17 protein-coding genes and 1 pseudogene are annotated in these 17976 nt (G+C 39.1%); all 18 read left to right on the top strand.

The window, feature by feature from the left end; genetic code table 11:
• The first annotated feature begins 10 nt into the window (after positions 1-10).
• The 18 genes and pseudogenes from cutC (at position 11) to BCR22_RS08885 (ending at position 17818) form a co-directional block, all read left to right on the top strand.
• The gene (cutC, locus tag BCR22_RS08970) at positions 11-2551 is read left to right on the top strand and encodes a choline trimethylamine-lyase (protein ID WP_069654591.1); all 2541 of its coding nucleotides are present in this window, start codon (positions 11-13) and stop codon (positions 2549-2551) included.
• A 16-nt stretch (positions 2552-2567) separates the two neighbouring features.
• Positions 2568-3518: a choline TMA-lyase-activating enzyme gene (cutD, locus tag BCR22_RS08965; protein WP_069654590.1), complete on the top strand. Its 951-nt coding sequence runs from the start codon at positions 2568-2570 to the stop codon at positions 3516-3518.
• A gap of 15 nt (positions 3519-3533) precedes the next feature.
• Entirely contained in the window at positions 3534-3878 is a 345-nt protein-coding gene (locus BCR22_RS08960) for a BMC domain-containing protein (protein WP_069654589.1), read from the top strand.
• Positions 3875-4318, top strand: a complete 444-nt coding sequence (locus BCR22_RS08955) for a EutP/PduV family microcompartment system protein (RefSeq protein ID WP_069654588.1) — start codon at positions 3875-3877, stop codon at positions 4316-4318. The genes BCR22_RS08960 and BCR22_RS08955 overlap by 4 nt, the downstream gene beginning before the upstream one ends.
• Positions 4319-4320: 2 nt before the next feature.
• Positions 4321-5463, top strand: a complete 1143-nt coding sequence (locus BCR22_RS08950; RefSeq protein WP_069654587.1) for a 1-propanol dehydrogenase PduQ — start codon at positions 4321-4323, stop codon at positions 5461-5463.
• Complete coding sequence (locus BCR22_RS08945) at positions 5463-6026, top strand: hypothetical protein (protein WP_069654586.1); 564 nt, start codon at positions 5463-5465, stop codon at positions 6024-6026. Before BCR22_RS08950 ends, BCR22_RS08945 begins: the two co-directional genes overlap by 1 nt.
• On the top strand, positions 5998-6837 hold the full coding sequence (gene eutJ / locus BCR22_RS08940; protein ID WP_069654585.1) for an ethanolamine utilization protein EutJ: 840 nt from the start codon (positions 5998-6000) through the stop codon (positions 6835-6837). The genes BCR22_RS08945 and eutJ overlap by 29 nt, the downstream gene beginning before the upstream one ends.
• 309 nt (positions 6838-7146) lie before the next feature.
• A complete protein-coding gene (locus tag BCR22_RS08935; protein WP_010765381.1) occupies positions 7147-7440 on the top strand; it encodes a BMC domain-containing protein in 294 nt (97 codons plus the stop codon).
• Positions 7434-7697 carry a EutN/CcmL family microcompartment protein gene (locus BCR22_RS08930; RefSeq protein ID WP_069654584.1) on the top strand — a complete coding sequence of 88 codons (264 nt, stop codon included), beginning with the start codon at positions 7434-7436 and terminating at the stop codon, positions 7695-7697. The genes BCR22_RS08935 and BCR22_RS08930 overlap by 7 nt, the downstream gene beginning before the upstream one ends.
• 15 nt (positions 7698-7712) lie before the next feature.
• Entirely contained in the window at positions 7713-8321 is a 609-nt protein-coding gene (locus BCR22_RS08925) for a cupin domain-containing protein (RefSeq protein ID WP_069654583.1), read from the top strand.
• A 3-nt stretch (positions 8322-8324) separates the two neighbouring features.
• Positions 8325-8849: pseudogene (locus tag BCR22_RS15950) on the top strand (BMC domain-containing protein).
• Between the two features lie 10 nt (positions 8850-8859).
• Positions 8860-10362, top strand: coding sequence for an acetaldehyde dehydrogenase (acetylating) (locus BCR22_RS08915; RefSeq protein ID WP_069654582.1), 1503 nt, complete (start codon positions 8860-8862; stop codon positions 10360-10362).
• 11 nt (positions 10363-10373) lie between these two features.
• Positions 10374-11045, top strand: a complete 672-nt coding sequence (locus BCR22_RS08910) for a phosphate propanoyltransferase (RefSeq protein WP_141706556.1) — start codon at positions 10374-10376, stop codon at positions 11043-11045.
• 20 nt (positions 11046-11065) lie between these two features.
• Positions 11066-11347, top strand: a complete 282-nt coding sequence (gene eutM / locus BCR22_RS08905; protein WP_069654581.1) for an ethanolamine utilization microcompartment protein EutM — start codon at positions 11066-11068, stop codon at positions 11345-11347.
• Between the two features lie 78 nt (positions 11348-11425).
• Positions 11426-12757 (top strand): H2O-forming NADH oxidase, encoded by a 1332-nt coding sequence (gene nox / locus BCR22_RS08900; RefSeq protein WP_069654580.1) that lies wholly within the window; start codon positions 11426-11428, stop codon positions 12755-12757.
• A 375-nt stretch (positions 12758-13132) separates the two neighbouring features.
• On the top strand, positions 13133-13579 hold the full coding sequence (locus BCR22_RS08895; RefSeq protein ID WP_069654579.1) for a MarR family winged helix-turn-helix transcriptional regulator: 447 nt from the start codon (positions 13133-13135) through the stop codon (positions 13577-13579).
• Positions 13579-15960, top strand: coding sequence for an ABC transporter ATP-binding protein (locus BCR22_RS08890; protein WP_069654578.1), 2382 nt, complete (start codon positions 13579-13581; stop codon positions 15958-15960). Before BCR22_RS08895 ends, BCR22_RS08890 begins: the two co-directional genes overlap by 1 nt.
• Positions 15961-15976: 16 nt before the next feature.
• The gene (locus tag BCR22_RS08885) at positions 15977-17818 is read left to right on the top strand and encodes an ABC transporter ATP-binding protein (protein WP_069654577.1); all 1842 of its coding nucleotides are present in this window, start codon (positions 15977-15979) and stop codon (positions 17816-17818) included.
• Positions 17819-17976: the final 158 nt, after the last annotated feature.

Raw genomic sequence — 17976 nt, 5'->3', positions numbered from 1 at the left:
GGGAATAAAAATGGATATTAAAGAATTTTCGGCAAAATTAGCCGAAGCGACAAAAGAGTTAAGTTCAGAAGAACGTACTGCCTTAATGAAGATGTTTGCAACGGTCGCAGATGATACAACAAGTACTAGCTCAACCAGCGGCGGGTTTGCAGCAGATAATGATTCTACTATTCCAAATGGGATCACAACTCGTTTAGATGCTTTAAAGAAAAATTACCTAACACAAATTCCTACAATCACAACACATCGTGCGAGAGTGATCACTGAACTCGCAAAAGAAAATCCAGGAATGCCCAAAAATGTTTTAAGAGCAAAATCATTTAAACGTTGCTGTGAAACAGCACCACTTGTTATCCAAGATAATGAGTTGATCGTAGGCGCACCAAACGGCGCACCACGTGCCGGTGCCTTTTCACCTGATATTGCTTGGCGTTGGATGGAAGAAGAAATTGAAACAATTTCAAGTCGTCCGCAAGATCCGTTCTTTATTTCAGATGAAGACAAAAAAATTATGCGTGAAGAACTGTTTCCGTTTTGGAAAGGGAAATCAATTGATGAATATTGTGAGGACCAATTCCGTGAAGCAGGTGTTTGGGAATTATCAGGAGAGTCTTTTGTTTCCGACTGTTCTTATCACCAGTTAAATGGCGGTGGTGACTCCAATCCTGGATATGATGTCATTTTAATGAAAAAAGGCATGTTGGATATTCAAAAAGAAGCCAAAGAACATTTAGAAACACTAAACTACGAAAATCCCGATGACATTCAAAAGATCTATTTTTATAAATCATTGATTGATACGACAGAAGGGGTCATGATTTACGCACGTCGGATGTCTGAATACGCTGCTCAATTGGCTCAAAAAGAAACGAATCCAAAACGAAAAGCAGAATTGCAAAAAATTTCTGAAATCAATGCAAAAGTACCAGCACATAAACCTGAAACATTCTGGGAAGCGATTCAAGCGGTCTGGACGATTGAATCTTTACTAGTAGTGGAAGAAAACCAAACGGGTATGTCAATTGGACGGGTGGATCAATACATGTATCCATTTTTCAAAAATGATTTAGAAAAAGGAAAAATGAATGAATTTGAAGCGTTCGAATTAGCAGGTTGCATGCTGATTAAAATGTCTGAAATGATGTGGATCACAAGTGAAGGAGGTTCTAAATTCTTTGCTGGTTACCAACCGTTCGTAAATATGTGTGTTGGTGGTGTGACACGTGAAGGGCATGACGCAACCAATGAATTAACGTATCTATTAATGGATGCAGTTCGTCATGTAAAAGTTTATCAGCCATCATTAGCTTGTCGGATCCATAACCGCTCACCAAGAGAGTACTTGAAAAAAATTGTAGAGGTGGTACGTGCCGGGATTGGTTTCCCAGCTTGTCACTTTGACGATACTCATATCAAAATGATGTTGGCAAAAGGGGTATCGATCGAAGATGCACGTGATTATTGCTTAATGGGATGTGTTGAACCTCAAAAAGCAGGTCGTTTGTACCAATGGACTTCAACTGCTTACACGCAATGGCCGATTTGTATCGAACTAGTCTTGAATCGCGGCGTTCCTCTATGGTATGGCAAAGAAGTTTGTCCAGACCTGGGTGATATTGCTCAATTTAAAACATATGAGCAATTTGAAGAAGCCGTTAAAGAACAAATCAAATATATTACGAAATGGTCATCAGTTGCAACGGTCATTACACAACGAGTCCATCGTGATTTAGCACCGAAACCATTAATGTCATTGATGTATGAGGGCTGTATGGAAAGTGGTAAAGACGTTTCAAGTGGCGGAGCAATGTATAACTTTGGACCAGGAGTTGTTTGGTCAGGTTTAGCTACGTATGCAGACTCAATGGCAGCAATCAAAAAACTCGTTTTCGATGAAAAAAAATACACATTAGAAGAATTAAATCGCGCATTAAAAGCTGACTTTGTTGGCTATGAGCAAATTCGTACGGATTGTTTAAATGCACCAAAATATGGGAACGACGATGATTATGCCGATTTAATTGCGGCAGAGTTGATCCACTTTACCGAAGCAGAACACCGTCAATATAAAACGTTATATTCAGAGCTATGTCACGGGACATTATCGATTTCAAATAATACGCCACTTGGTCAAATGACAGGTGCTTCGGCAAATGGACGAAAAGCATGGATTCCATTGTCAGATGGTATTAGCCCATCGCAAGGAGCTGATTTTAAAGGCCCAACTGCTATCGTGAAATCTATTTCCAAAATGGCAAACGATACGATGAACATGGGAATGGTGCATAATTTCAAGATTATGAACGGATTATTGGATACACCAGAAGGCGAAGAAAGTTTGATTACGCTGTTAAAAACAGCCAGCATTTTAGGCAATGGTGAAATGCAGTTTAACTATTTAGACAATGAAACATTGTTAGAAGCGCAAAGACACCCTGAACAATACCGTGATTTAATCGTTAGAGTAGCAGGATATAGTGCCTTCTTTGTTGAATTATGTCAGGATGTTCAAGATGAAATCATCAGCCGAACAATGTTAACGAAGTTTTAAGAGCAGGAGATGAAAAATGATGACCCAAAACGCAACGACAATTGAACGACAAGCGATGATTTTTAATGTACAAAAATATAGTTTATATGATGGACCAGGTATTCGTACGATTGTGTTCTTCAAAGGCTGTCCATTGCGTTGCCAATGGTGTGCCAATCCAGAAGGGCTTGAACGCAAATTTCAAGTAATGTATAAAGAGAGCGTTTGTAGTGATTGTCGTGCGTGTGTAGAGGTTTGTCCGATGGGGATTCATTATATGGACGAGAATGATCATCATCAAGTACGTCGCGATATTGCCTGTAATGGCTGTCGCGCGTGCGCGGATGTTTGTCCAATGGCTGCTCTAAATATTACGGGTGAAATCAAAACCATTTCTGAATTGATGGAAGTCATTCATGAAGACGATGCATTTTATGAACAATCAGGCGGCGGTGTAACACTCAGTGGTGGCGAATGTACAGCACAACCAGAAGCGGCTTTAGCCTTACTAAAGGCATGTCGCGCTGATGGTATCAATACCGCTGTTGAGACATGCGGTCATTCCCGAATGGATCGCTTAATGCAAATGGCTGAATATATCAATTTGTTTTTATTTGATTTGAAACATATGGACCCTGTTCGACACAATGAGTTAACGGGGATCAGCAATGAAAAAATTTTAGAAAACCTACAAGAAGTGTTAAAAGCTGGCTACCAAGTTCAGATTCGGATGCCAATGCTAAAAATGATTAACGATAGCTATGAGGAAATTAAACAAATCATTGATTTTTTACTTCCATACAAAGAGTATCCCAATTTTTTAGGGATTGATTTATTACCCTATCATAAATTGGGTGTGAATAAATATGGACAATTGGGGATGGACTATCCAGTAGAGGGTGATCCTTCTCTTTCAGAGACTGACTTAGATCGTATTGAAGGCTGGATCAAAGAGTATGCATTTCCTGTTCGAGTTGTCCGTCATTAGAAAGGATGTCGTAGTATGGAAGAGAATGCGCCTAAACGAGTGATTGAAGAGTCAGTGCCTGGAAAACAAGTAACACTAGCACATGTTATTGCATCACCAATTCCAGAAATCTATGAATCATTAGGGATTGATGCGCAAGGGGCGATTGGCATTTTAACGATTTCACCAGTGGAAGCAGCAATTATTGCCGCTGATGTTGCTGGGAAAAGCGCTGGCGTTGAGGTTGGATTTTTGGATCGATTTACGGGATCTGTTTTGCTTAGTGGAGATGTTCAAAGTGTGGAAGTCGCTTTAAAAGCCGTTGTCACAATTTTGAAAGAAAAATTGAATTATGACATTGTTTCAGTGAGTAAAACATGAAAAAACGAATTCTCATTATTGGACCTAATCAAAAACATAATATTCTGATTGCTGAAGCCATTGAACAACCTAATCAGCCGATTCGCAAAGTCGCAAATATCTCTTTTACGGATGAAACGATTATTGTTCCAAGTGCTTATCTGGAAAGCCCGTGGATGCACAAACATATTATTTCGCTACAGCAAAAAGCAAGCAAAGCGCTCTTTTTAGTTCCAATTCCAAGTATAAAAAAGACGTATCCACCTAACTTTGCTTATGTGCTAAGAGTGCCTGTCATAGGTGTTGCACTCTATGAAACGAACGAAAACAAATTGGAGGAACGAGGAACTGCTGAAAAAATATTGGAAGAAATCGGGTGTACGAATCAGCAGTTTTTCCTCCATTTAAATCAAGAAGAAATAGAGACGTTTGTCGAAGAAATTAGCGGAAAGGAGGACTGAAAATGTTAAAACAGTTTAAAATGGGTACAAAAATCATTACAGGGATTGATGCATTGTCAACGATTCAAACACTATCCCTCAAAAGTGTTTTGATTATTTGTGATCCATTCATGTTAGAAAATGGTTTAGCCCCCAAAATAGAACAGTTGTTAAAAGATAAGAATATTGGCTGTACCATTTTTTCAGAAATTATACCTGATCCAACAATTGACGTTGTGACCAAAGGCTTATTAGCAGCTATTAATCTAAGTCCTGACGGGATCATTGCGTTAGGTGGTGGTTCAGCGATGGATGCGGCGAAAGTGATTCGTCATATGTATCGAACTGCTGAAAAGGATGCCTCAGTACAACTTATTTGTATCCCGACTACAAGTGGTACCGGTAGTGAAGTAACGTCTTTTGCAGTCATTTCTGATCCACAAAATCATAGTAAATACGCGCTAGTTGATGAGCAAATGGTGCCCGATCTAGCAATCCTAGATCCAGTATTGACGGTTAGTGTGCCTAAGGATGTTACGACAGACACAGGCTTTGATGTATTTACTCACTGTATGGAAGCATTAGCGTCAACAGATGCGACTGATTTTACAGATGCGGCTAGTGAAAAAGCCTTACAAATGATTTGGAAGGACTTAGTTCCTGTCGTCAATGATGGAGAAAACCTAGCTCTTCGAGAACAAGTTCACAATGCATCTTGTTTGGCTGGTATTGCGTTTAGTGAAGCATCACTGGGAATTTGTCATAGTTTAGCACATGCGCTAGGCGGCCAGTTTCATATCCCACATGGTCGAGCAAATGCTCTGTTACTGCCTCACGTCATTCGATACAACGCTGGTTTAGAATTAGAAAAGGAAATTCCTAGTTTAGTTACTTATCAAAGAATTGCGAAAAGCTTAGGATTTCAAGCCGGAACTGCTAAAGCTACCGTTCATGCCATGATCAACGGTGTGAATCGACAATTGAAACAATTAGAAATATCACCATTGATAACGGATCATGGCATTGATTCAGAGGAATTTTTAGCGGCAATCCCGGAAATGGCAGTAAAAGCAATGGACGATAAATGTACGATCACCAATCCAAGAAAACCAAGTCTCCAAGAGTTAGAACAATTATATAAGAGGTTGTTAAGAGGTGGTTACTAATGCACTTTGTGACGGAACATGAACTCAGAACAACATATCAAAAAGAGGCATTTACGCAATTTTGTTTAAAGGATCAAGTACGATTAACACCTGGAGCAAAGCAATTTCTTTTGGATAAAAAAATTCGAATTGTCTCAGAAGCTGAATGGAAAGAGAATACGGAGGCAGCCAAACAATCATTAACGTCATTAAATGGCTATAAAGAAGTACTATCCTCTGAACTCTTAGAAGCGGCTTTAATAGCGATGAAACAGCAATTGAGTGTCAGTCAAAAAATCATCGACTTAGAAAAAATACTGATGCTTTCTTTAGGGAAAGACAGTTCTGATAGCGAACCTATTTTAAAAGAAATAGAAGATTTTCGATTGGAAACGGTCCATATTTTTAGTGAGCAAGGATTGTTATTGATCAAATTAAAGAAAGTTTATGGTATTATCCATCTGATTCAAGTTGACTATCCCCAATATAGTCAGTTACTTATAAAAGCGAGTCAAACAATCATTGAACTAAAGAAACAATTAGTAGGAGAAACAGATGAAAAGACAATCAATGAAAGCGTGTAATCAATTTGTTACGGAGTTTGAAAAAGTCATAAAAAAGCCCAAAAGACATGATTCGAAAACCTATTATACTGGCATTGATTTAGGGACAGCCTGTGTGGTGTTAGCTGTTTTAGATGAAAACTATAAACCGGTAGCAGGTGCTTATCGATATGCGGATGTTGTGCGTGATGGTATGGTCGTGGATTACATTGGGGCAGTTGAACTGGTTAGAGAGCTTAAAGAAGAAGTAGAACGAAAATTAGAGACAGAATTAGTTTATGCCGCAGCCTCATTGCCCCCTGGTACAGATGAATTAGATGGTGGAGCAATCAAAAATGTGATACAAAGCGCAGGGTTTGAATTGACAAACTTGTTGGATGAACCAACAGCTGCAAATCAATTATTGAACATAACAGATGGCGCAGTTGTAGACATCGGTGGTGGAACAACCGGAATTTCAATTGTAGAAAATGGACAAGTGGTCAAAGTAGCGGATGAGGCGACAGGCGGTACACATTTATCTTTAGTGATTGCTGGGGCTTATAAGTTTCCATTCGAAGCGGCTGAAACATACAAGCGAAATGAAAAGAATCACGATGAGCTGTTACCTAGTTTAAAACCAGTCATTGAGAAAATTTCTTCTATTATCATCCAGCAAACACAAGGATACCATGTTGAAGGAATCTATTTAGTCGGTGGCACTGCTTGTCTCAAAAATATTGAAACAATCATTGAAAAAGTGACAGGAATTCCAACGTACAAACCTTCGAATCCAATGTTTGTGACGCCCTTAGGAATTGCCGTAAGCTGTACCAATCAAGTTTTAACATAGCTAGCTATACAAATCACTCCTTATGAAAATAGACAAATCGTCAGTGAAACAAAGAACGTTTCAATGGCAGTTTCCTGATTTTCTAAAGGTTTAAGCGATTTGTTTGAAACACAGCGAACGAAGTAAACTGATGTTAAAAAGTACAAGGTGAAGCAAAGCGGAACGTTGTTACCATATCTAGCTTCGCGGGCTAGTCTCTTGGAAAAAAGATAAAAATAGAGTGAGACAAAAAGCGTCTCAATCTCTTTTTCCTCTTTTTCTATCGAGACTGGACGAGCCCGCTACGCTTTTATACGAGGAGGAATCAAAATGGATTGTCGTATTATCAAGACACCTGGCGAAGGGACATTGGCCATTTTAAATCGTCGACGAGGATCAAAAGATAATTTAGGTATTCCGGATGCTGTAGGATTAGTTCAAGGTAAATTAATTGAGATGGTTTGTGCCGCAGATATTGCTGAAAAAGCCGTTGGAGTCACAGTAGAGGACATTCGAGGCAGTTGCCCACAAAATATGATTTTATTGGCTATTTTTGGGGATACCGCTTCCGTTATCGCAGCCATGGAAGAAATCAAGAAAAAAGAAAATGATCGCCTATGGTAACCGCAAAACTGATGGATACGATTTGGGCGACCCGAAAATCAGAAAAGTTAAATGGTCTCAAGCTGATGCTTGCAGAAGTTTCTGGAGGTTCTAGAGAGGGGGAACGCATGATTGTCTGTGATGTGATAGGTGCAGGTATAGGCGATCGAGTGATCATCGCGACAGGATCAGCAGCCAGACGTATGCTAGAAGATGATGCTATTCCTGTAGATGCTGCAGTAATTGGGATCATCGATGAAAGTTGTGAATCTGTCTAAAGAAAGTGTGACAAAATGAAGAAACTGATTTGTGCAAAAGATATAGAAATACTTCATAGTGAAGGAACTCAACTTGTTTTGACTGATAAACAAACGATTATCACCCCTTCTGCCAAAGATTTAGCAGAAGAATACCACATGACGTTTAAAGAAACTAAACCAGAAAATGATCATTCAATGTCTGATACTCAAGATATTACGAAAGATCAGTTCGTGTCCTTATTAAAAAAACTGCTGATTGAAGCTGGCATGAGTGAGTTCCAGGATCGTCCATTTGACTATCAAGAACACTCGAGTGGATTAAAAATTATTCGGGGCTCTACAATCAAACTTTCACCTCTAAATGATGACGTTGAAAATGTCAGGTATAGAGAAATTGTAACAGCAGGGGCAGGTCATTTTAACCTTGGACTTTTAGAAATTGAGACGGGTCATTTTAACGAAGAAGACACGTTTGAGTCAGTAAACTATGTGGTAGAAGGTGACCTTCATGTGACGATCGAAGGGGCCGTTTTGGCTGTAAATAAAGGGGATGTTATTTATGTTCCACAACACTCGGCTATTCAGTGGTCTACGACAGAAAAAGTAACGATTTTATCTGGAAAATTAAAAAGTGGGGTGTAGAAAATGAATCAAGCAATCGGCATGATTGAAACTAGAGGATTATTGGCTTTGATCGAAGCCACAGATGCCATGTTGAAATCTTCCGAAGTTTATTGATTAGGTAAAAAACAGGTTGGTGGGGGGCTAAATACAGTGCTGATCACAGGCGATGTCGCAGCAGTCGAAACAGCTATACAAGCGGCAATTGCAAGTGTTCAGTATTTAGGAGAAGGACTTTTAGCTGCTTCTCATGTCATTCCACGTCCAGACATCGATGCATTCTCTTTCGTGGAAGAAGTCACTAAAATAGAAGAGATAAAGGCACCTGAACCGGAAGAAGAGCGAATAGAAATAGTAGAAGTAAAGAAAATGGTTGAACAAGAGCCAAAAGAAAAAGTACTGAATGAATTGCAGCAAATGAAAGTAACTGAACTTAGAAAATTAGCAAAAGAGCAGCCTAATTTTAGCATCCCACAAAAAAATATCCATCGTGCAAACAAAGAAAAACTGATCAAAGCGCTAATGGATAGTTTAATAATTAACGAATAGAGGAATACAAATGGAAATGTTCGATAAAGATTTACGTTCTGTTCAAGAAGCCCGTGATTTGACACGTAAAGGGAAAGAAGCCGCAGATAAAATCGCTACTTTTTCAGAAGACCAAATTGACCAAATTTTACAAAATATGAAGACAGCCGCGAGTAAATATGCCCTTGGTTTAGCTGAACGAGCGGTCGAAGAAACAGGCTTTGGTAAGGTGATAGACAAAACTTACAAAAATCATGCGGCATCCCAGTTACTCTATGATGAAATCAAAAATGAGAAAACCATCGGGATCATATCAGAAAATCCTGAAAAAGGTACCTTTGATGTGGCTGAACCGGTTGGCTTAGTTTTGGGAATCATTCCTTCAACGAATCCCACTTCAACAGTTATTTTTAAAGCGATGATTGCATTAAAATCAAGAAATGCGATTGTTTTTTCACCACATCCGACAGCGGTTGGATGTACCAAAAAAGCGGCCGACTTATTAAATCGTGCTGCGGTAGCAGCAGGAGCGCCAGATGGAATCATTAGTTGCTTGTCTATTCCAACAATGGCTGGCACTAACGAATTACTACATGCTAAAGAAGTTAGCTTGATCATCGCAACAGGTGGTCCTGGAATGGTGAAAGCCGCTTATAGTTCAGGAAAACCAGCCTTAGGTGTAGGTGCTGGTAATTCACCAGCCTATATCGAACGAACAGCAGATGTAAAAAGTGCAGTAGCAAAAATTATAGCGTCTAAAACTTTCGATAATGGGACCATTTGTGCATCCGAGCAATCGATTATCTGCGAAGAAGTCAATAAAGACTCTGTCATTAAAGAGTTAAAAACACAAGGCGGCTACTTTATGTCAGAAGCAGAAACGGATAAAGTCTGCAAATTACTCTTCAAAAATGGGTATGCAATGAATGCAAAATTTGTGGGAAGAGCAGCAACCGTTATCGCTGAAGCTGCAGGAATTAGCGTTCCAGCAGAAACGAAAGTCCTGATTGGCGCGCAAGGTGGAGTTGGTCAAGGCTATCCTTTATCATTTGAGAAACTTACAACGGTTTTAGCGTTTTATGTTGTCAATAACTGGGAAGAAGCGTGTGACTTAAGTATTCAATTGTTGCAAAATGGGATTGGTCATACAATGAGTCTCCATACCAATGATCGGTCTATCGTACTAAAATTTGCCGCTAAACCTGCCTCACGAATTTTAGTGAACACTGGAGGCAGCCAAGGTGGAACAGGTATCAGTACAGGATTACCGATTTCGTTTACCTTAGGTTGCGGGACTTTTGGTGGTAGTTCAGTTTCAGAAAACGTTGGCCCAAAACATCTGTTAAACATCAAAAAAGTTGCATACGGATTAAAAGAGGTCACTACAATAGTGCAAGATGATCCAACCTTTACTTACGGAAAAACAGAAGCCACTGCAACGACATCATTGCCGACAGAGGACAAGACAATCAATGATACGGATGTAGAAAAATTAGCAAATGTTGTTCGTCAAGTCTTAGCGAGTATGAATTAACTGGAAAAGGAATGATGAAGTTGGATAATTATGAAGAGTTACTGGGAACATTGCTAGAGAAATTGGCTGAAACAAACCAAACTCAAACAGCAGCAACGTCGGAACCTCGAAGGATTCCAGTAGGTATCTCCAATCGCCATATCCACTTATCTCAAAAAGATGTGGAAAAATTATTTGGTTACGATTATCAGATAACAAAATTGAAGGATCTGTCTCAACCGGGACAATTTGCGTGTAAAGAAACAGTGATGATCTGCGGACCAAAAGGTGCAATAGAAAAAGTACGCATTCTAGGTCCTGTGAGGAAACAAACTCAAGTAGAAATTTTACAAAGTGATTCCTTTAAATTAGGAGTAAAAGCTCCTTTACGTTTATCTGGCGATTTAACTGGGGCGGGGAGCATCACATTAATTGGTCCTAAAGGATCTGCCGAAATTATTGAAGGTGTGATTGTCGCAAAACGTCATATTCACATGTTGCCAAATGAGGCAATTCAATTCGGTGTGCATGACGGTGAGTCTGTAACGATTGAATTACCAGGTGAACGAGGTGGCAGTTTAGCGAATGTTATCATTCGAGCGGTCGAAAATTCCGGCTTAGAATGCCACATTGATACAGAAGAAGCAAATGCACTGGGGTTAACGCCCAATACTGAAATTGTGATCAAAAAAAATAATAGATAGAATCTTAGGAGGAAATTATAATGAAATCAGATGCACTAGGAATGGTCGAAACGAAAGGGTTAATCGGTTCAATTGAGGCAGCAGACGCAATGGTTAAGGCGGCTAACGTATCGCTTGTAGGAAAAGAATTAGTTGGAGGTGGCATCGTGACTGTTATGGTACGCGGAGATGTTGGCGCTGTAAAAGCAGCTACAGATGCAGGCGCAGCAGCAGCGCAACGTGTAGGTGAATTATTATCTGTTCACGTGATTCCACGTCCGCATTCAGAAGTTGAAACTATTTTACCGATTACACAAGCATAATAACTAAAATCTGAAAAGGCGAAGCACTGCTAAAGCTTATGTGTTTCGCTTTTTTATTCAAAAAAATGGAGGTAACAAATGAAAAAAACGATTATTATTGGTTCAAACCATGCCGGGATCGCGGCAGCTAACGCTTTACTAGATCATTATCCAGACCAAGATGTGACAATGATTGATAAAAATTCGAATCTTAGTTATTTAGGGTGTGGAACGGCACTTTGGGTAGGTAGACAAATTGACTCATCGGATCAGCTATTTTATGCGACTAAGGAAGAATTTGAAGCGAAAGGTGCGACCATTTATTTAGAAACAGCAGTTGAAAAAATTGATTTTTACGCTAAAAAGGTCTTTTGTAAAGCCAGTGATGGAACAACCTTTTGCAAGGAATATGATAAGTTGATATTAGCGACAGGTTCTGTTCCGATAGCCCCAAAAATACCAGGCAATACCTTACAAAATATTCATTTTTTAAAAAAGTTTCAAGATGGACAAGCAGTCGATGACTTAGTGGGATTGACTTCGGTCAGAAAAGTCGCCGTTATCGGCGCTGGCTATATTGGGGTTGAAATCGCTGAAGCCATCAAGCGCCGTGGGAAGCAGGTATTGCTTTTTGATGGTGCACCACGCTCGTTGTCGAACTATTATGACCCAGAGTTTACAGATGAAATGGATCGTAATTTATCTGGGAACGGTATTGAACTACATTTTGGTGAAATCGCTACTGCCTATAAAGGCTCAAAACAAGTAGAAGCCATCGTAACGAATAAAGGGGAGTATCCGGTTGATCTCGTTATCAATGCTATTGGTTTTTTACCTAATAATGAGTTAGGCAAGGAACAGTTGGAATTATTTGAAAATGGTGCCTATCTTGTTGATGAAAATCAGCAAACTAGTGATCCTTCAGTTTATGCAGTAGGAGATTGTGCTACTCTATACTCCAATGCGTTAAGAAAAACGACCTATATTGCGTTGGCAACGAACGCCGTACGTTCTGGAATCGTCGCAGGTCACAATGTTGGTGGCACAAGTCTTGCATCAATTGGTGTTCAAGGGTCAAATGGTATTTCTATTTTTGGTTTAAATATGGTTTCCACAGGTCTATCCTTAGAAGCAGCAAAAAAACATCAACTAGACGTTTTATTCACTGACTATACAGATTTGCAAAAACCAGCATTTATGACCTCAAACGACTCAGTTTCGATTCGTATTGTGTATGAAAAAGGATCACGACGAATTATCGGTGCGCAAATGTCATCAAGAGCAGATATTTCAATGGCGATCCATCTATTCTCACTTGCTATACAAAAGCAAATGACTATTGATGAATTAAAGTTACTTGATTTATTCTTTTTACCACATTTTAATCAACCTTATAACTATATTACGATGGCTGCGTTGAATGCGGAATAAGACTAGTATTTAGTCTAGTAAAGAAGGGAAATGTCAACGATAATTGCTTTTTGATCAATAGGGGTAATTAAAAAGAGATGGAGACGGAAGCAAAGCGTAGTCGTTGCTTCTATTCTCTCCGTTTATCTGGATTCCTTAGAGGTGGGGTGTGACTCGTAGAGTCATATCCCACCTTTTTTATCATTTCACCCAAATAAATCATATGAAATTGAGAACAATTTCTTAATATTTTGAAATAAAACCGTATTCATTTATATTTTTAAACCAATACTATTGACATTAAAACCTATTTGCGTTAATATCAAACAGCATTAGTTACTAACACTGTTAGCTATTAATGGAGGAAGTAATTATTTTGAAAAAAGGAGGAGTCATATGTCATTCGCAGAAGAAGCCGAACAAGAGCTTATGCGTTTAATGGTTCAAAATCGACATAGTGCATTTAGCAGACTAGAAAAAAGTAACCAAGGTGAAAGTATCGTGATCAAATTTTTGGCACGTTACGGTGAACCAACTAGTCCAAAACATCTAGCTGAATCACTGAACCTATCAAGCGCTCGTATCGCGGTCGTTCTTGGCAGTTTAGAAAAAAAAGGTCAAATCGAACGTAAGATGGATCCTGATGATCGCCGTCGTATCAATGTTACATTAACGGAGTGCGGTAAAAAAGCAGCCAAGTTACAAAAGAAAGAGATGCGTGATAAGATCGTTCAGATTTTTAAACTAATGGGAGAACAAGATACGAATCAGTTCATCGAGCTAACGGCGAAATTCGTAGACTACTCCCAACAAATTTCCCAGAAAGAGGAAGGTGACCAATAGTGAAGATTTTCAAACATCTCGGCAAATACTGGTATGCGGTCATCGCAGTTCTTGTGCTTTTAGTTGTACAGGCAAATAGTGATTTAAGCTTACCAAAATTAACATCGGGTATCGTCGATGTCGGTATTCAACAAGGAGGGCTTGAATATTCCACACCTGAAAAAATCAGGAAAACATCCCTTCAAGGAATTGAAATGTTCATGACGGATGACGAGAAAAAAATAATAGAAGATAACTATAAGCTAACAACTGAGAAAATCGATGGCAAAGAGGTTGAAGTCTATAAATTAAACCTTCAAGATGGCATGACTGAAGCTAAATTAGCAGACATCTTTAATTTACCAATGATGATGTTAGCGTCATCTCAATCAAAAGACTCATCAAATGCAAGTGAGGCAAAAGCAATCATTGAAGACTATAAAAAAGTTGGAGAAGATGCTGCTAAAGCAAAACAACTTGGTGAAGAAGCGACCGCTTTAGGCGAACAAGCTAAATCAGCGGGTGCCGAGGCAGCTGCTGCTACAGATGTTGCGACTGCAACTGAAAAAGGTGCTGAAGCACAAGAATTAGCAGCCAAAGCACAAGCAAAAGGTGCTGAAGCAAAAGCCTTAGCTGATTCAATCAAAACGACAACGGATGCGATGCCAGCCAAAGTCGAGTCAGCTCGTAACGAAACGAAGAAGAGCTTAGGTGACCTAGGCGAAGACTCAATGAAAACTGTGGGGATCCAATTGACCCTTAGTGAATATAAAGCATTAGACATGAATACGAAACAGATCCAAACAGATTACATGGTCAAAACAGGAACGAAAATGGTTCTTCTAACCTTGGTTTCAGCGGTTGCTGCGATTATTGTTGGGTTGATTGCCTCACTCGTGGCCGCATCTGTTGGGCGAAATTTGCGTGTTGGTCAATATGAACGAACATTGCAATTTTCGAACACTGAAATGGAGAAATTCTCTCCAGCTTCATTGATTACACGGAATACGAATGATATCCAACAAATGCAAATGGGAATCGTGATGATCATGCGAATTGTTTTATACGCACCGATCTTAGGGATAGGCGGTATCTATAATGTCTACCAAACAGGAACAGGTATGGGATGGATCGTAGGTGTCGCTGTTGCGGCTGTTCTAGTGTTAGTCTTAAGCCTATTATTAACAACCATGCCTAAGTTTAAAGCGTTACAAAATTTAGTCGACAGAGTGAACTTAGTATCACGTGAAATCATTACAGGACTGCCTGTTATCCGAGCTTTTTCTCGTGAGAAATTTGAAGAAAAACGTTTTGATGTTGCGAATACGAATTTAATGAAGACACAATTATTTGTAAACCGCGCAATGTCGATCATGATGCCTGTAATGATGCTTTTGATGAATGGTATTTCTGTGCTGATCGTATGGGTCGGCGGACATAACATGAATAACGGTCAACTTCAAGTTGGGGATATGATGGCGTTCATCACGTATACGATGCAAATCGTTATGGCCTTTATGATGTTGTCAATGGTTTCAATTATTCTACCTCGTGCCAACGTAGCTGCTGGTCGTGTGGAAGAAGTACTTGAAACAGAACCAACAATCAAAGATCCAGAACATCCTAAAGATGATCATGACTTTAAAGGCGAAGTGAAATTCGAAGGTGTAGAATTCCGTTACGGAGATGCCGATGAAGATGTGTTGCACCACATTAACTTTACAGCCAAACCAGGGCAAACAACGGCAATTATCGGTTCAACTGGTTCAGGTAAATCAACAATTGTGAATCTGATTCCGCGTTTGTTTGATGTAACAGGTGGTCGAATCACGATTGATGGAATAGACATTCGTGAATTGAGCTTACACAAATTACATGAAATTATTGGATTTGTGCCGCAAAAAGGAATCTTGTTCTCAGGTGATATTGCATCAAATATCAAGTTTGGCGATGCAAATATCTCAGATGAACAAATGAGAAAAGCTGCTGAAATAGCTCAAGCAGAAGAATTTATCGATTCAAATGAAAAAGGCTATAGCCGAGAAATTTCTCAAGGCGGAAATAATGTTTCTGGTGGACAAAAACAACGTCTATCCATTGCACGTGCCTTAGCGAAAAATCCTAAAATCTTGATTTTCGATGATTCATTCTCAGCACTAGATAATAAAACGGATGTAGCGTTACGAAAAGCGCTATCTGAAAATATAAAAGGGGCAACTCAAATCATTGTTGCACAAAAAATTTCTACGATTCTTCATGCAGATAATATTATCGTATTGAACGAAGGTCGTGTTGTAGGTCATGGAACACACGATGAACTAATGAAATCATCCACTGTCTATCAAGAAATTGCCCAATCACAATTGAGCAATGCTGAATTAGGCATAGAAGAAGCAGAGTAGGGAGGAGCGAATAATAATGGCAGAACAAACACAAAATCGCCCTCGTGGCGGACGCGGACCTGGACAAGGCGCTCCAGTGGAAAAAGCCAAAGATTTTAAAGGAACACTAAAAAAATTAATCTCCTATATTGGTGCTTATAAAATACCCGTTTTCTTTGTAATGATCTTTGCAATTGCTTCAACTGTATTTAACATTTGGGGTCCCAAAATCTTATCACAAGCAATCACAGAATTATTTAATGGCTTGATTAAAAAATATCAAGGAACCGGTGGTATTGATTTCAATAAAATTGGTGGAATCTTACTCTTTATGTTAGGACTTTACTTAGTGGCATCTGTTTTCGGGATTGTTCAAGGCTGGATCATGTCAACGATTTCGCAAAAGATAACGTATCGGATGCGTAAAGAAATTTCAGAAAAAATCAATCGCATGCCAATGAATTATTTTGAAAGTCGTACAACGGGTGAAGTATTATCTCGGATCACCAATGACGTAGATACTTTAGGACAGTCATTAAACCAATCCATCACTCAGTTAATCACATCAGTCTTTACCATCATTGGGGTTATTGTCATGATGCTATCGATTTCCGTTCAAATGACCGGTATTGCTATTTTGATCGTACCGATTTCAATGATCTTGATTTTAATTGTTGTGAAAAATTCGCAAAAATACTTCAAAACACAACAAGAATATCTTGGGGTTATCAATGGTAAAGTCGAAGAAACAATCGGTGGATACAACATCGTACGTCTATTCAATGATGAAGAAAACTCTCTTGAAGAATTCAAAACGCAAAATGACGTTTTATTCAAATCAGCTTGGAAGTCACAATTTCTTTCTGGTTTAATGCAACCTATTATGAATTTTGTAGGAAACCTAGGCTATGTTGCTGTAGCGATTTTTGGTGGGATTTTAGCCTATAACGGTACAATCACAGTTGGAGATATCCAAGCCTTTATCCAATACGTGCGTAACTTGACACAACCTATTGCTCAATTGGCGCAAGTTTCAAACTTACTTCAATCAATGGCAGCATCAGCTGAACGTGTCTTTGAATTCTTAGAAGAAGATGAAGAAGCACAAACAGTACCAAACCCAGTTAAACTTGACAAAGCCAAAGGAATGGTCGACTTTGAACATGTTCGTTTTGGCTACACTCCAGACAAAATCATCATCAATGATTTCAGTTCACACGTTGATCCTGGTCAAACAGTGGCAATCGTTGGGCCGACTGGTGCAGGTAAAACAACAATGGTCAAACTATTGATGCGATTTTACGATGTAACATCTGGTGCGATCAAAATCGATGGATACAATATCAAAGACTTTAACCGTGCAGATTTACGCAAAAATATCGGAATGGTTTTACAAGATACATGGCTATTTAAAGGAACTATCATGGAAAATCTACGTTATGGTCGGTTAGATGCAACAGATGAAGAAGTTTATGAAGCGGCAAAAGCTGCCCATGTTCATCATTTTATCCAAACCTTACCAGGTGGTTACAATATGGAATTAAATGAAGAATCTTCTAATATTTCTCAAGGTCAAAAACAATTATTAACCATTGCTCGCGCTATTTTAGCGGACAAACCGATTTTGATTCTTGACGAAGCAACATCTTCTGTTGATACAAGGACAGAAGGCTTGATTCAAGGCGCCATGAATAACTTGATGGCTGGCCGCACATCGTTCGTTATCGCTCACCGTTTGTCAACAATTAAAGATGCAGATAAAATCCTTTATATGCAAGACGGAGATATCAAAGAACAAGGAACACATGAAGAGTTGCTTGCTGCTGGTGGCTACTATGCATCGCTTTATAATTCTCAATTTGAAGAGCTAGATCAATAAACAATAGTTGAAAGAAGAGGGAGTTGTTTCTGCTCCTACCGGTTTTTCGGATTCTTTGAGACTGAGATATGACTCATAGAGTGATGTCTCAGTCTTTTCTTTTTCTAAAAAAAACTTCCTTAATATTGATTAAGAAAAAATAAAGTCCCTTAAAATAA

Origin of the sequence: Enterococcus plantarum (genome assembly GCF_001730295.1) — a bacterium.
GTDB lineage: Bacteria > Bacillota > Bacilli > Lactobacillales > Enterococcaceae > Enterococcus_L > Enterococcus_L plantarum.
The sequence above is the reverse complement of the archived record's forward strand: the minus strand, read 5'-3'. Positions and strand labels throughout refer to the sequence as shown.

Coding starts and splice junctions, on each gene's coding strand:
- BCR22_RS08915 (WP_069654582.1), top strand. CDS start 8,860: ATGGAAATGTTCGATAAAGATTTACGTTCTGTTCAAGAAGCCCGTGAT.
- BCR22_RS08885 (WP_069654577.1), top strand. CDS start 15,977: ATGGCAGAACAAACACAAAATCGCCCTCGTGGCGGACGCGGACCTGGA.
- BCR22_RS08935 (WP_010765381.1), top strand. CDS start 7,147: ATGGATTGTCGTATTATCAAGACACCTGGCGAAGGGACATTGGCCATT.
- cutC (WP_069654591.1), top strand. CDS start 11: ATGGATATTAAAGAATTTTCGGCAAAATTAGCCGAAGCGACAAAAGAG.
- eutM (WP_069654581.1), top strand. CDS start 11,066: ATGAAATCAGATGCACTAGGAATGGTCGAAACGAAAGGGTTAATCGGT.
- BCR22_RS08945 (WP_069654586.1), top strand. CDS start 5,463: ATGCACTTTGTGACGGAACATGAACTCAGAACAACATATCAAAAAGAG.
- BCR22_RS08910 (WP_141706556.1), top strand. CDS start 10,374: ATGATGAAGTTGGATAATTATGAAGAGTTACTGGGAACATTGCTAGAG.
- BCR22_RS08960 (WP_069654589.1), top strand. CDS start 3,534: ATGGAAGAGAATGCGCCTAAACGAGTGATTGAAGAGTCAGTGCCTGGA.
- cutD (WP_069654590.1), top strand. CDS start 2,568: ATGATGACCCAAAACGCAACGACAATTGAACGACAAGCGATGATTTTT.
- nox (WP_069654580.1), top strand. CDS start 11,426: ATGAAAAAAACGATTATTATTGGTTCAAACCATGCCGGGATCGCGGCA.
- BCR22_RS08895 (WP_069654579.1), top strand. CDS start 13,133: ATGTCATTCGCAGAAGAAGCCGAACAAGAGCTTATGCGTTTAATGGTT.
- BCR22_RS08925 (WP_069654583.1), top strand. CDS start 7,713: ATGAAGAAACTGATTTGTGCAAAAGATATAGAAATACTTCATAGTGAA.
- BCR22_RS08950 (WP_069654587.1), top strand. CDS start 4,321: ATGTTAAAACAGTTTAAAATGGGTACAAAAATCATTACAGGGATTGAT.
- eutJ (WP_069654585.1), top strand. CDS start 5,998: ATGAAAAGACAATCAATGAAAGCGTGTAATCAATTTGTTACGGAGTTT.
- BCR22_RS08930 (WP_069654584.1), top strand. CDS start 7,434: ATGGTAACCGCAAAACTGATGGATACGATTTGGGCGACCCGAAAATCA.
- BCR22_RS08955 (WP_069654588.1), top strand. CDS start 3,875: ATGAAAAAACGAATTCTCATTATTGGACCTAATCAAAAACATAATATT.